This is a genomic window from Streptomyces sp. NPDC005435 (assembly GCF_040703155.1).
Lineage (GTDB): Bacteria > Actinomycetota > Actinomycetes > Streptomycetales > Streptomycetaceae > Streptomyces.
On record NZ_JBEXEQ010000022.1, the window covers coordinates 39,777 to 52,261 of the forward strand.

Annotated in this window: 10 protein-coding genes; 7 read left to right on the forward strand and 3 right to left on the reverse strand. The window is 71.6% G+C overall.

The genetic code is table 11. From position 1 onward, the window contains the following. Positions 1-2 precede the first annotated feature (2 nt). The 4 genes from AB0898_RS25595 (at position 3) to sbnA (ending at position 6,490) form a co-directional block, all read left to right on the forward strand. Positions 3-3,263, forward strand: coding sequence for an amino acid adenylation domain-containing protein (locus AB0898_RS25595; protein WP_366805320.1), 3,261 nt, complete (start codon positions 3-5; stop codon positions 3,261-3,263). 96 nt (positions 3,264-3,359) lie between these two features. After that, a complete protein-coding gene (locus AB0898_RS25600; RefSeq protein WP_366805321.1) occupies positions 3,360-4,364 on the forward strand; it encodes a TauD/TfdA family dioxygenase in 1,005 nt (334 codons plus the stop codon). Then, complete coding sequence (sbnB, locus tag AB0898_RS25605) at positions 4,361-5,431, forward strand: 2,3-diaminopropionate biosynthesis protein SbnB (protein WP_366805322.1); 1,071 nt, start codon at positions 4,361-4,363, stop codon at positions 5,429-5,431. Before AB0898_RS25600 ends, sbnB begins: the two co-directional genes overlap by 4 nt. A gap of 39 nt (positions 5,432-5,470) precedes the next feature. Beyond that, the gene (gene sbnA / locus AB0898_RS25610) at positions 5,471-6,490 is read left to right on the forward strand and encodes a 2,3-diaminopropionate biosynthesis protein SbnA (protein ID WP_366805323.1); all 1,020 of its coding nucleotides are present in this window, start codon (positions 5,471-5,473) and stop codon (positions 6,488-6,490) included. 44 nt (positions 6,491-6,534) lie between these two features. Here the strand turns inward: sbnA and AB0898_RS25615 are convergent, their stop codons facing one another. Beyond that, a complete protein-coding gene (locus AB0898_RS25615; protein WP_366805324.1) occupies positions 6,535-7,191 on the reverse strand; it encodes a TetR/AcrR family transcriptional regulator in 657 nt (218 codons plus the stop codon). Positions 7,192-7,300: 109 nt separating this feature from the next. Here AB0898_RS25615 and AB0898_RS25620 point away from each other — a divergent pair, with 109 nt between their 5' ends. Continuing rightward, positions 7,301-8,056, forward strand: a complete 756-nt coding sequence (locus AB0898_RS25620) for an SDR family oxidoreductase (protein ID WP_366805325.1) — start codon at positions 7,301-7,303, stop codon at positions 8,054-8,056. Between the two features lie 139 nt (positions 8,057-8,195). Then, the gene (locus tag AB0898_RS25625; RefSeq protein ID WP_366805326.1) at positions 8,196-8,498 is read left to right on the forward strand and encodes a peptidase inhibitor family I36 protein; all 303 of its coding nucleotides are present in this window, start codon (positions 8,196-8,198) and stop codon (positions 8,496-8,498) included. A gap of 152 nt (positions 8,499-8,650) precedes the next feature. Here the strand turns inward: AB0898_RS25625 and AB0898_RS25630 are convergent, their stop codons facing one another. Then, positions 8,651-9,373: an HAD family phosphatase gene (locus AB0898_RS25630; RefSeq protein WP_366805328.1), complete on the reverse strand. Its 723-nt coding sequence runs from the start codon at positions 9,371-9,373 to the stop codon at positions 8,651-8,653. Between the two features lie 522 nt (positions 9,374-9,895). Between AB0898_RS25630 and AB0898_RS25635 the strand changes: the two genes are divergently transcribed. Further along, the gene (locus AB0898_RS25635; protein ID WP_366805330.1) at positions 9,896-10,492 is read left to right on the forward strand and encodes a ScbR family autoregulator-binding transcription factor; all 597 of its coding nucleotides are present in this window, start codon (positions 9,896-9,898) and stop codon (positions 10,490-10,492) included. Positions 10,493-10,779: 287 nt separating this feature from the next. Here AB0898_RS25635 and AB0898_RS25640 read toward each other — a convergent pair whose 3' ends face one another. Beyond that, positions 10,780-12,207: an alkaline phosphatase family protein gene (locus AB0898_RS25640; protein ID WP_366805331.1), complete on the reverse strand. Its 1,428-nt coding sequence runs from the start codon at positions 12,205-12,207 to the stop codon at positions 10,780-10,782. Between the last annotated feature and the right edge of the window lie 278 nt (positions 12,208-12,485).

Below are 12,485 nucleotides of genomic sequence, written 5' to 3' on the forward strand. Positions count from 1 at the left end.
CGATGGAAGCGCACGTGGAGGCGGACCGGGACTTCTGGACCCGGGTACTCACCGCCGGAGGCTTCACCCAGGTCCCGAGGTGGGCCCGGGAACCGGTATCCGGCACGGCCGAGTATCGGGTGCCCGTGCCCGGGGCCCTGGCGGACGCCGTGCACGCGCTGGCACACGAGCTTCACGTGCCCTTCGACGCCGTCCTGCTGGCGGTCCACGCCAAGGTGCTGGCCGCCCTCTCCGGCGAACAGGACGTGATCACGGGCTACTTCGCCGACGCCGCCCGCGCACCCCTGCCGCTCCGCCTGACCGCCGCCCCCGGCACCTGGCGCGACCTGGTCGCGGCGGCCGGACGCGCGCGGGACGGCGTGCTCGCGCACCGCGACTTCCCGGTGGCCGCGCTCCGGCGCGAACTCGCCCTCGCCGAACCGCCGTACGAGGTCACCTCTGGAGCGGGCGATGCCACCCTCGCCGACGACGTCGTGCTGCACGTGGGCTGGACAGGGGACGGGGAAGCGCCGGAACTGCGGCTGCGCTACCGGACGGACGTCCTGTACACCGGCAGCGCGGCCCGCATCGCCGGCTACCACCTCACGGCGCTGAACCTGATGACCACCGGCCCGGACGCCGAACACACCCGGCAGAGCCTGCTGTCGGAGCGGGAGACACGCGAACTCCTCGAAGGGCATGCCGGCCCCGAGCGGACGCTCCCCGACGCACGGGCGCACGAACTGTTCGAGCAGCGGGTACGGACCCACCCGGACGCGGTGGCCGCGGTGCAGGGCGAGCGGCAGTGGACGTACGGCGAACTCAACGCCCGCGCCAACCGGTTGGCCCGCGCGCTGCTCGCCCGGGGAGTGGACCGCGAGGACGTCGTCGCGGTCGTCACCGAACGCAACCTCGACTGGCTGGCCGCGACCCTCGCCGTCCTCAAGGCGGGCGGCGCCTACCTGCCGATCGAGCCGCACTTCCCGCCCGGACGGATCGCGGCCACGCTGTCGCGGGCCGGGTGCCGGCTGGTGCTGACCGAGAAGGACAGCACCGAGACCCTCGACCAGGCGCTCACCACCGTCCCCGACACCGAGAAGCTGCACATCGAGGACGCGTACGCCGAACCGCACGCCGACGACGACCCCGGCATCGCGGTGGACCCCGGCCAGCTCGCCTACATCTACTTCACCTCCGGCTCCACCGGCGAGCCGAAGGGAGCGATGTGCGAGCACGCGGGCATGGTCAACCACCTCTTCGCCAAGATCGACGACCTGGGGCTCGGCGAGGGCGACACCGTGGCCCAGACCGCACCGCAGTGCTTCGACATCTCGCTGTGGCAGCTGGTGTCCGGGCTGCTCGTGGGCGGCCGGACACTGCTGGTCGGACAGGACGTGCTGGTCGACGTGGAGCGGTTCGTCGACACGCTCGTGGACGGCCGGGTCAAGGTCACCCAGCTCGTCCCCTCCTATCTGGAGGTCCTGGTCTCCTACTTGGAGCAGCACCCCCGCGAACTCCCCGACCTGCGCTGTGTGTCGGTGACCGGCGAGGCGCTGAAGCCCGAACTCACCCAGCGCTGGTTCGCCGTCCAGCCCGGCATCAAGCTCGTCAACGCCTATGGCCTGACCGAGACGTCGGACGACACCAACCACGAGATCATCGACGGCCCCTGCGAGCGCGTGCTGCTGGGGCACGCGGTCAACAACGTGCGCGTCTATGTCGTCGACGAGCAACTGGAGCTGGTCCCACTGGGCGCCCCCGGTCTCATCGCCTTCTCCGGCGTCTGTGTCGGCCGGGGCTACGTCAACGACCCCGAGCGGACCCGCGAGGCGTACCGGGAGGACCCGTACCGCCCCGGCGAACGGCTCTACCTGGGCGGCGACTGGGGCCGCTGGCACCCCGGCGGCAAACTGGAGTTCCTCGGGCGCCGGGACAACCAGGTCAAGATCCGGGGCTTCCGCATCGAAATCGGGGAGATCGAGAACACCCTGCTGCGGGTGCCCGGGGTACGCGACGGGGCGGTGGTCGTCGCCGAGCGGCCCGGGCAGGGCAAGCACCTGATCGCCTTCTACTCCGGGCGGCGACTCCCCGTGGAGGAGCTGCGGGACGCGCTCGCCGCCGGCCTGCCCGCCTACATGGTGCCGTCCGCCTTCCACTGGCAGTCCGCCCTGCCGCTGACCGCCAACGGCAAGACCGACCGCAAGGCGCTCACCGCCCTGGCCGAACAGAGCGCGCCCGCGCGGGAGGAGGCCGGCGACGCCCCGCACACCCCGGCCGAGCGCCGACTCGCCTCCGTCTGGTCCGAGTTGCTGGGCATCCCCGAGCAACGGATCGGACGCACCGACCACTTCTTCGACCTGGGCGGCACCTCCCTCACGGCGGTGAAGCTCACCATCGCCCTCGACCGCGCGGTGTCCCTCAAGGACATCACCCGCCACCCCGTCCTCGCCGACCTGGCCGCCCTCCTCGACGGCACGACCGGTCCACGCACCGACACGACCGGGTCGCGCGGCGAACTCCTCCAGCCGCTGTCGGAGCCGGCCGGGACACCGGAGAGCACCCTCGCGTGCTTCCCCTACGCGGGCGGCAACGCCGTCAACTACCAGCCGATGGCCGGTGCGCTGGCGGCCTCCGGCACGCGGGTGCTCGCGGTCGAGCTGCCGGGCCACGATCTCGCCGCCCACCAGGAGCCGTTCGCCCCCGTCGCCGAGGTGGCGCGGCGGGTGGCCGACGAGATCACCGCGCGCGGGCTGACCCGGGTCATGCTGTGGGGCCACTCCTCGGGCACCGCGCCCGCCGTCGAGACCGCCCGCAGGCTCCAGGAACGCGGCGTCGAGGTGACCCGGCTGTTCCTCGCCGCCCAGTTGCCCGGCACCCCGGCCGAACGACGGGCCGCCATCGCCGAGTTGGACGGTCAGGACGACACCGCGATCGCCGCCCGGCTGGCCTCGGAGGGCGGGTACACCGAGCTGGCCGAACTCGACGCGCCGCACACCGCACGCGTCGGCGCCGCCTACCGGCACGACTGCCTGTCCGCACACCGCTACTTCCTCGACGCCCTGGAGAACCCGCCCGGGGCGAAACTCACGGCCCCGGTGACGGTGGTCGTGGCCGCCGACGACCCGTACACCGCCGGACACGCCGACACCCACCGGGACTGGCGGCTCCTGGCCGAGCGCGTGGACCTGCACGAACTCCCCGACGGGGGCCACTACTTCACCCGTCTGCGCCCGGACGAGGCGGCCAAGGCGGTCCTCGCCGCCGCCTCGCTGACCTCCTCCTGATCCCCGTCTCTCCCTCCTCCGAACCCGCCGTCCCCCGAACCCGCGGTGCCGCGGACCGGCAACCGAACGGACCGGCAACCGAAAGGAAGAACCGAGATGTCGACCTCATCCCTGGCCGCACCGTTCGATGTCGAGTCGCGGCCCGACAGACCGGCGGTGGCCCACGTCGACACCCCGGCCGACGCGGCCGGTTGGGCGGCCCAGTACCGCGAGGTGCTGCGCACTCAGGTCACCGAGCACGGCGCGCTGCTGATCCGGGGTCTGGGACTGCGCGACCCGGAACAGACCGGCGCCGTCCTCTCCCGGCTGACCGGCGGACTGCTGACGGAACGGGAGCCCTTCGCCCCCCGCGAGGAGTTCGGCCCGGGCGTCTACTCCTCCACCACCTGGCCGGCCAACCAGCCGATGTGCATGCACCACGAGCTGAGTTACACCCAGGAACCTCCCGGCCTGATGCTCTTCGCCTGCCTGACCGCACCCGAACAGGGCGGCGCCACGGCCGTGGCCGACGCCACCGAGATCCTGCGGGCGCTCCCCGCCGAGGTGACGGAACGCTTCGAGCGCGAGGGCTGGCTGCTGACCCGCTCCTACAACGACGAGATCGGCGCCACCCTGGAGGAGTCGTTCGGCACCGCCGACCGCGCGGAGATCGAGCGCTACTGCAAGGCCCACGCCATCGACTTCACCTGGCAGCCGGACGGCTCCCTGCGCACCACGCAGCGTCGCCCCGCCGTGGTCCGCCACCCCGTCACCGGCGAGCGGTGCTGGTTCAACCAGATCGCCTTCCTCAACGAGTGGACGCTCGCCCCGGAGGTCCGCGAATACCTGGTGGACGAGTACGGCGCGGACGGCCTGCCGTTCAACACCCGCTTCGGCGACGGCAGTCCGATCGGCGAGGACATCGTCGAGGTGCTCAACGCCACGTACGAGGAGCACACCCGGCGCGAGCCCTGGCAGGCCGGTGACCTGCTGCTCGTCGACAACATCCGTACCGCGCACAGCCGGGAGCCCTTCACCGGAGACCGCCGGGTGCTGGTCGGCATGGCCGAGCCCCGCCGCCTGGCCGACGGCGCCCAGAACCCGCAGGAAGGCACGCGATGACCAGCCAACTGACCACCCCCGCACAGCCGGTGGCGTCCGAGCCGCCCTCGGTGCCCTCGTTCGCCGTGATCTCCGGCGACCAGGTGCGCCAGGCACTCGAAGGACGCGAGAAGCAGCTCACCGAACTCGTCGAGGCGACCTACCGGTTGCACGGCGCCGGGGACTCGGTCAACCCGCCCTCGTACTTCCTGCGCTTCCCCGACCGCCCCAGCTCGCGCATCATCGCGCTGCCCGCCTCCCTCGGCGGCGCCGAGGCCGTCGACGGCATCAAGTGGATCTCCAGCTTCCCGGACAACGTGCGCTCCGGGCTGCCCCGCGCCTCGGCCGTCCTCATCCTCAACGACCCGGTGACCGGCTACCCGTTCGCCTGCCTGGAGAGCTCCATCATCAGCGCGACCAGGACCGCGGCCTCCGCCGCCCTGGCCGCCGACTGGCTCAGCCGCACCCGCCAACGCCCCACCCGCGTCGGCTTCTTCGGCACCGGCCTCATCGCCCGCTACATCCACACCTTCCTCGCCGGCACCGGCTGGACGTTCGACACCATCGGTGTGCACGACCACGCCCCCGAGAGCGCCGCCGGGTTCCGCGGCTACCTGGAGCAGAGCGGGACCACCGCCAAGGTCACCGTCCACGAGCGGCCCGAGGACCTGATCCGCGACAGCGACCTCGTCGTCTTCGCCACGATCGCGGGCGAGCCCCACGTCACCGACCCCGCCCTGTTCAAGCACAACCCCGTGGTCCTGCACATCTCTTTGCGCGACCTCGCCCCCGAAGTCCTGCTGGCCTCGGCCAACTTCGTGGACGACGTCGAGCACTGCCTCAAGGCCGACACCTCCCCGCACCTGGTCGAACAGCGCACCGGCGACCGGGACTTCCTCAACGGCACCCTCAACGACGTGATGCTCGGCCGCGCCGCACCGCCCGCCGACCGGCCGGTGATCTTCTCACCGTTCGGCCTCGGCGTCCTCGACCTCGCCGTCGGCAAGTACGTCTACGACCAGGCGGCGAGAGCCGGCGACCTCCGCGTCATCGACCACTTCTTCCACGACCTGCGCCGGTACGGCTGAGTCGGTCCGCCGCCCGTCCCCGGCACCAGGAGGCCCACCGTGCCCGTCATATCCGCTCCCCATGACTTCAACGAAGGCCACCTCTTCGTCGACCTCACCTCGGTCGTCGACCAGCCCCTCTATCTGAAGTGCGAGGGATTCAACTTCGCCGGCTCCATCAAGCTGAAGGCCGCGAACGAGATGGTGGAGAGCGCCGAACGGGACGGCATCCTGAAGCCGGACTCCGTCATCGTCGAATCCTCGTCCGGCAACCTCGGCGTGGCCCTCAGCATGATCGCCGCGAGCAAGGGCTACCGGTTCCTGTGCGTGACGGACTCCCGGTGCAACCTCTCGACCCGGCTGCTCATGGAAGCCCTCGGCAGCCGCGTCCACATCGTGGCCGACCTGGACGAGAACGGCGGCTTCCTGGGCACCCGGCTCGAATACGTCCGCTCGCTGTGCGCCTCCGACGACCGGTACGTCTGGCTCAGCCAGTACACCAACCCCGGCAACTGGCAGGCCCACTACCGCACCACGGCGCCGCAGATCGCCCGCCACTTCCCGCGCCTGGACGTGCTGTTCGTCGGCACGGGCACCGCCGGAACCCTGATGGGCTGCGCCCGCTACTTCCGGCAGTGGCACCGTCCGGTACGCATCGTCGCCGTGGACAGCGTCGGCTCGGTGGCCTTCGGCGGCGAGCCCGGACGCCGGATGATCCCCGGGCTCGGCATGAGCATGAGACCCCCGCTGCTCGACGAGTCGTACGTCAACGAGGTGATCAGGGTCGAGGAGGCCGACACGATCCGCGCCTGCCACCGCATGGCCCGGCGCGGCTTCATGTTCGGCGGCTCCACGGGCACGGTGGTCAGCGGCGCGACGGAATGGCTGGCGCGCCACGGCACCGACGACGTCACCGCCGTCGCCATCGCCCCCGACCTCGGCGAGCGCTACCTCGACACCATCTACCAGACCAACTGGCTCCAGGACCTCTACGGCGACCAGATCCTGGACGGAGACGCCATCGCCACCACCATCGAGCCGGAGGACCCGGCCTCGCGCGAACCGGACCGCTGGCCGTGACGCCGTACGCGGTGGGGCGGCGCGACGCGCGGGGCGCTCGTGCTTCACACGGTGCCAGGGGTCCGATGCGGCGCCCCGCTCCCGTCCGGTCGGTCCGCTGAGCGCGCGGGGGCGCCGAGCAGCCGCTCGATGCCCAGGTCCAGCGCTGCCTCCAGGTGGGTGAGGGAGCCGGTCGACATCAGGATCGACACACCGCCCTGGACCGCGGCGAGCAGGGCCGCCGCCGTACGGCCGGCGTCGACCTCGGGCGGGATCGCGCCGCGCTCCCGCATGGCCCGTACCCCCGCCGCGATCTGCGCCTCCCAGGACGCCAGCAGCTCCCTGGTGACGGCCTGCGCGCCGGGCGTGGCCCCGGTGAGCTGGGAGGTGAGCGTGCCGAGCGGGCAGCGCCGGCCTTGCGCGCGGTACCGCTCGACCACCGCGTCCCGCCAGTCCCACCAGGCCTGCCAGGAGGTGAGCGCGCCGAGGTAGGGCTGCTGGTCGGACAGGACGCGGCCGGCCTCGTACCGGGCGACGGCGAGCAGCAACTCCTCCTTCCCGCCCGGGAAGTAGTGGAAGAGCTGGCTCTTGCTGGTGGCCGTGCGGGCACGGATGTCGTCCAGGGTCGTCTCGGTCGCGCCGCGCTCGCGGATCTCCTCGGCGGCTCCCTCGACGATGCGCTGCCGGGTGGCCGTGCCCTTGGCGGTGAGTCGTCGTGCCATGCCGCCATCCTGCCATTTTCTGGACTTGCGGGTCCATTTTTCCGGTGGCAGCTTGGGCAGCCCCGGCCGGTTCCGCCACAGATCCGGCCCGCATGGAAGGCACGGCATCATGACTGAGCGGTTCACCGGGCGCACGGCCCTGATCACCGGTTCCACCACGGGCCTCGGCGCCGCCATCGCGGCGAGGCTCGCCGCCGAGGGCGCGTTCACCGTCGTCAGCGGGCGCGACGAGCGGCGCGGCGCGGAGGTCGTGGCCCGCATCGAGAAGGACGGCGGCGCGGCGGCCTTCGTCCGGGCCGACCTGTCCGGCGGCGCCGAGGCGATCCGCCGTTTCGCCGCCGACGCGCTCGACGCGGCGGGCGGACGGATCGACATCCTCGTGAACAACGCGGCGCTCCTCCTCGCACCCACCCCCACCGCCGAGGTCGCCCAGGAGACCATCGACCAGGCGCTCGCCGTCAGCGTGCGCTCGGTCTTCCTCCTCACCGGCCTGCTGGCCCCGCCCATGGCCGAGCGCGGCCACGGCGCGGTGGTCAACCTCGGCTCCATCAGCGGCCTGCGGGGCGCGGCGCATTCGGCGCTCTACAGCATGACCAAGGCCGCCGTGCACTCCCTCACCACGTCGTGGGCGGACGAGTACGGGCCGTACGGCGTCCGGGTCAACACCGTTGCCCCGGGCCCCACTCTGACCGAGAAGGTGGCGGCGATGGAGGAGCACCTCGCGCCGATCCTCGCGCTGACACCCGACCGGCGCGGCGGCACCCCGGCCGAAGTGGCCTCCGCCGTCGCCTTCTTGGCGAGCGACGACGCGTCGCATGTGCACGGCGCCACGCTCACCGTCGACGGGGGATACACGGCGGTGTAGCGGTGACCGGGGGAGCGGCCGCCCGGGAGCCGCTGCCCCGGCGCAGGTGAACTGTCGAATAAGAGACGTATATGCGCTTTGCGTTCTTCGCGCCGGAGAACGGGGCAGGTCACCCTCCCCCAACAGTGAGGAGAACCGCATGAGGTCACGGTGGGCGAGTTTCGCCCTGGTCGTCGGGACGGTGGTGGCGGCGACGCTCGGCACCTCCACCGAGGCACAGGCACTGCCGGGTTGCCCGAGCAACGCGACCTGCCTGTGGCGGGGCGAGGACGGCACGGGCGAGTCGTACATCTGGCGGGGCGGCTACGTCGACCTCCCCAGCCGGTTCGTGGACCACGTGGGCTCCTTCCGCGCCAACAGGGCCGGTTCCTTCATCGACTACGCCGCGCACTATCAGATGCGGTTCGGTGGGGAGATGGACGCGTTGGGCGACAGTTGCTGACGATATGTCAGATCTTGTGGTGAGGGGCTGAGTTCCGGAGGCCCTCGTCACGGCGACCGCGACGAGGACGCCCGCCCCCGCCCCCGCCCTCGCGCCGACGGCGCAGCGGTGCCGCCGTCTTCGTTCGGTCCGCCCGGTCCTGGCCGGGCGGGCTATTCGACGTCGCCGCCGGACGCCCGGAGCGTCCAGGTGCCGGCCCAGCCCAGCAGTTCGGGGCTGTGCAGGGCCGGTACCCACAGGTCGGCGCGTTCCGCCCGCTCACCGTCCGGGCGCGGGCCGAGACCGACCACGCGCAGTCCGGCCCGGCGCGCCGATTCCATGCCGGTCAGGGAGTCCTCGACGGCCAGCGCCCGCGCCGGGGAGACGCCGCAGAGGCGGGCGGCGGTGGCGTACACGTCCGGCCACGGCTTGGGGCGCACCGCGGCGGTTTCCGGCCCGGCGGACGGTACGACGATGTGCTGGAAGTGCTCCAGCAGCCCCGCCCGTCGCAGGCTTCCCTCGACCACCTCCGACGGGCAGTTGCTGGCCACCGCGAGCGGCAGCCGGCCGGAGAGCGAGCGCACCAGCTCGACGGCGCCCGGCATCGTCACCGGGTCGTCGGCGACGAGGGACAGGAAGTGGCGGAGGAGGGCGCTCGTCAGGTCGGCGGTCAGCTCGGGTTTGTGCACCGACTCGGCCATCAGCCGCCCGCAGTCGGCGTAGTGCACGCCCTTGACCTGCTCCGCGAACCCCGAGGGAGCACGGAGCCCGAAGTCCCGGAACACCTGGGTGCGGGCGTCCTGCCAGTGGCGTTCGCTGTCCATCAGGGTGCCGTCGCAGTCGAAGACGACGGCCTCGGGGGACCAGTTGAAGAGGGGATGGGCCGTGGTGGTCACAGTGGCCTCCTGGGAGCGAGCAGTCGCGCGCGGCAGGGCCGCGGTTTCGGTCTGGCGGTGTCCCGCGTGCCGGACGCGCCGGGAATGGGTGCCTGCTCGGCTGAGCCTGCGCGCAGGGAATGAGGGCATTCCCGGCCTTCCGTGACCAAACGGAAACATCGCAGTCGTTACGTTATTTTCGCTCCGGAGAGCCCTGCAATGACTACAAGGAGTTATCGACGGGGGTGGGTGGCGGGGTGTATGAGGCGCGGGGGAGCGGTGTGGGGCGCGATGGGGGTGTCTGCCACCAAAACAGCTGTTTTCGGGGTGAGTTGAGGCGTGCTCACCGGGCGGTCCGGCGTCGCGGCGCCGAGCCCGGCGGGGGCCGGCCACGCGCTGAAACGGTGGCGGATCGGGCCCATTGCCACTCGTCGGCGTTCATCCTCGAAAGAAATACGCAATAACCGCGCGAGTATCGCCGCAGGGCGCTCCCGGCGCACGCGGGCGCACTACATTCTCCGCTGTCACGCAGGCTGAGCGAGGGTGGACGGGACGTTGCAGGAACGGGCCAGGGTTACCCGCAGATCACTCCTGGATGCGGCCGCCGGACTCTTCGCCGAACGCGGCTACGCGGGCACCAGCGTGAACGACATAAGCGCCAGGTCGGGCCGTACGAGCGGCTCCATCTACTTCCACTACGCCAGCAAGGAGGGCATCGCCCTCGCCGTCGTCCAGGACCGCTTCGCCAGCTGGCCGGAGCTCGTCCCGCGCTACGCCGACGAGGCGGTTCCGCCGATGGACCGGCTCGTCGCCCTGAGTTACGAGATCGCCCAGGCCCTGGCCCAGGACTCCGTGACCCGCGCGGGCGCCCGGCTGTGGGCCGAGCGCGACACCATCAACGTCACGCTCCCCGACCCCTTCGCCCTCTGGACCGCCGCCGTCACGCGGCTGCTCGCCCAGGCGCGGCTCGCCGGCGACCTGGCCACCCATGTCCGCCCCGCCCGGGCCGCCCGCTGCCTGGTCCGCGCGTTCTTCGGCCTCTGCTCGCTGACGGAGGCCCTCGAAGGCGCCGCGATCGTGAACGACCGGGTGGCGGACTGGTGGCAGCTGACGCTGCCGGCGCTTCGGGCGGGGCGGTGAGGTGGGGGTGCGGAGGTGTGGGGTGGGGTGACGCAAGGGGCGGGGGTTCGGTGCGTGGGTGTGGGTGTGGGTGCGAGGGTGCGTCCCGGGCGGCGGGAACCGCCCGGAACGCGTCGTGGGCGTTGCACATGTGGGTGGCCCACGTGTAGGTGCTCCACGTGTGGTCGTCGAACATGTGGGACTCGCGCATGTGGGCTTCTCACATGTGGTCGCTCCACGTGTGGGACTCGCGCACGTGGTCCGCTCACATATGGTCGCGGCACATGTGGGCGCCCCTCATATGGCTGTCACACATGTGGGCGGCGCCCCCGCTCCTGGCGCGGAAAGGTCTGCTCCTCACCCGGAAGGGTGGGCTCCGGCAGCGTCGCCACCTCTTCCTTCGCCTTCTCCAGCTGCTCGGCCGTGTCGTGGGGCAGCCGGGGCGGGCGGCGGTGGGTGTCGCGGAAGCGGAAGGCCGTCGTCAGGTCGCCGAACGTCTCCCTGCGCCAGGCGCTGATGTTCGGCTCCTCGACCCCGGTGAACCGCTCCAGGAACCGCAGCGCCGAGGTGTGGTCGAACGCCTCGGAGGCGACCCAGCCGCCGACCGTCCAGGGGGAGATGACGATGGCCGGGACGCGGAAGCCGCCGCCGATCGGCAGGCCCTGGACGAACTCGTCCGGCGTTCCCACGGGCGGGGTCGGCGGCGCCACATGGTCGAACAGGCCGTCGTTCTCGTCGTAGTTGAGGATGAAGGCGGTCTTGCGCCACACCTTCGGGTCGGCGGCGACGGCCTCGATCTTCGAGGCGACGAAGTCGGCGCCCGCCGCCGGGAGATAGTCGGGGTGCTCCGACTGGTAGCTGGTCGGCATGATCCAGCTCACCGCCGGGAGGCGGTCGTCGCGGGCGTCGTCCTCGAAGGTGCCCTCGGGCTGCGGACGCACACCCCGCTCGTACAGCTCCGAACCGGGCTGCGCGTCACGGAACGTGGCGAACTGCTCCAGCATGTTGCAGCCGTAGTCGTCGTCCTGCTGGTACACCTTCCAGCTGACCCCGGCCGCCTGGAGCCGTTCGGCGTACGTCGTCCAGCGGTACGGCGACGGCGCCTTGTTGCTGGTGACCGGGCCGCCGTTTTGGCCCGACGGGTCGATCGAACCCGTCATCCACATCAGCCGGTTGGGCCAGGTCGGCCCCATCACCGAGCAGAAGTAGTTGTCGCAGACGGTGAAGGTCTCGGCGAGCGCGAACTGGAACGGGATGTCCTCGCGCGTGTAGTACCCCATCACATAAGGGCCGTTGACGCCGTCGGCCTTGCGGTGGGCGGGCAGCCACTGGTCCATCTTGCCGTTGTTCCAGGCCTGGTGCTGTACGGACCAGGCATGACTGGTGGACGGGATGGCCTGGGCGCTCGACGTGCGGGTGTCGAGGTGGAAGGGGAGTAAGTACCCCTTCGGGTTCACGGTGTCGGGCTGGTAGAAGACGGAGTCGCCGTTGTCCAGCGTGAGGGCGTGCCGGTCGGCGAAGCCCCGTACCCCCGAGAGCGTGCCGAAGTAGTGGTCGAAGGACCGGTTCTCCTGCATCAGCATGACGACGTGCTCGATGTCGCGCAGTGAACCGTGCCGGGGCGGCTCGGCGGCGACGGCCTTCTGGACGCTCGGCGGGAGGAGGGAGATCGCCGCGGCGGCGCCCAGCGCGCCCGCGGCCGAACCCAGGACTCTACGACGAGTCAACTCGGTCATGTGTACCCCTTCTTGAGCGAGAGCAGCACTCCGGAACGACGGCGGCCCGGGCGACTCCGCGGGCCGCCGAACACTCTCCGCCCGCAAGGGCGTGACGCGTCAGGGGTGGGTGGTGAACATGTGGTCAACGGATGGGAAAGCGGGGACCGGGGTGTGGGGGCGACCTGTGTGGGGCGGGCGCGGTGACGAGCGGGCCCATATGGGTGCGCCGCACATGGAGGCGCCCGCCATAGGTGTATTCGGCCGAACGGGCGTGTCCGTCATGCGCCCGGAGGTCC

Bases quoted from the DNA above. Each gene is read 5' to 3' on its own strand.
- AB0898_RS25595 (WP_366805320.1), top strand. From the start codon at position 3: ATGGAAGCGCACGTGGAGGCGGACCGGGACTTCTGGACCCGGGTACTC.
- AB0898_RS25600 (WP_366805321.1), top strand. From the start codon at position 3,360: ATGTCGACCTCATCCCTGGCCGCACCGTTCGATGTCGAGTCGCGGCCC.
- sbnB (WP_366805322.1), top strand. From the start codon at position 4,361: ATGACCAGCCAACTGACCACCCCCGCACAGCCGGTGGCGTCCGAGCCG.
- AB0898_RS25615 (WP_366805324.1), bottom strand. From the start codon at position 7,191: ATGGCACGACGACTCACCGCCAAGGGCACGGCCACCCGGCAGCGCATC.
- AB0898_RS25620 (WP_366805325.1), top strand. From the start codon at position 7,301: ATGACTGAGCGGTTCACCGGGCGCACGGCCCTGATCACCGGTTCCACC.
- AB0898_RS25625 (WP_366805326.1), top strand. From the start codon at position 8,196: ATGAGGTCACGGTGGGCGAGTTTCGCCCTGGTCGTCGGGACGGTGGTG.
- AB0898_RS25640 (WP_366805331.1), bottom strand. From the start codon at position 12,207: ATGACCGAGTTGACTCGTCGTAGAGTCCTGGGTTCGGCCGCGGGCGCG.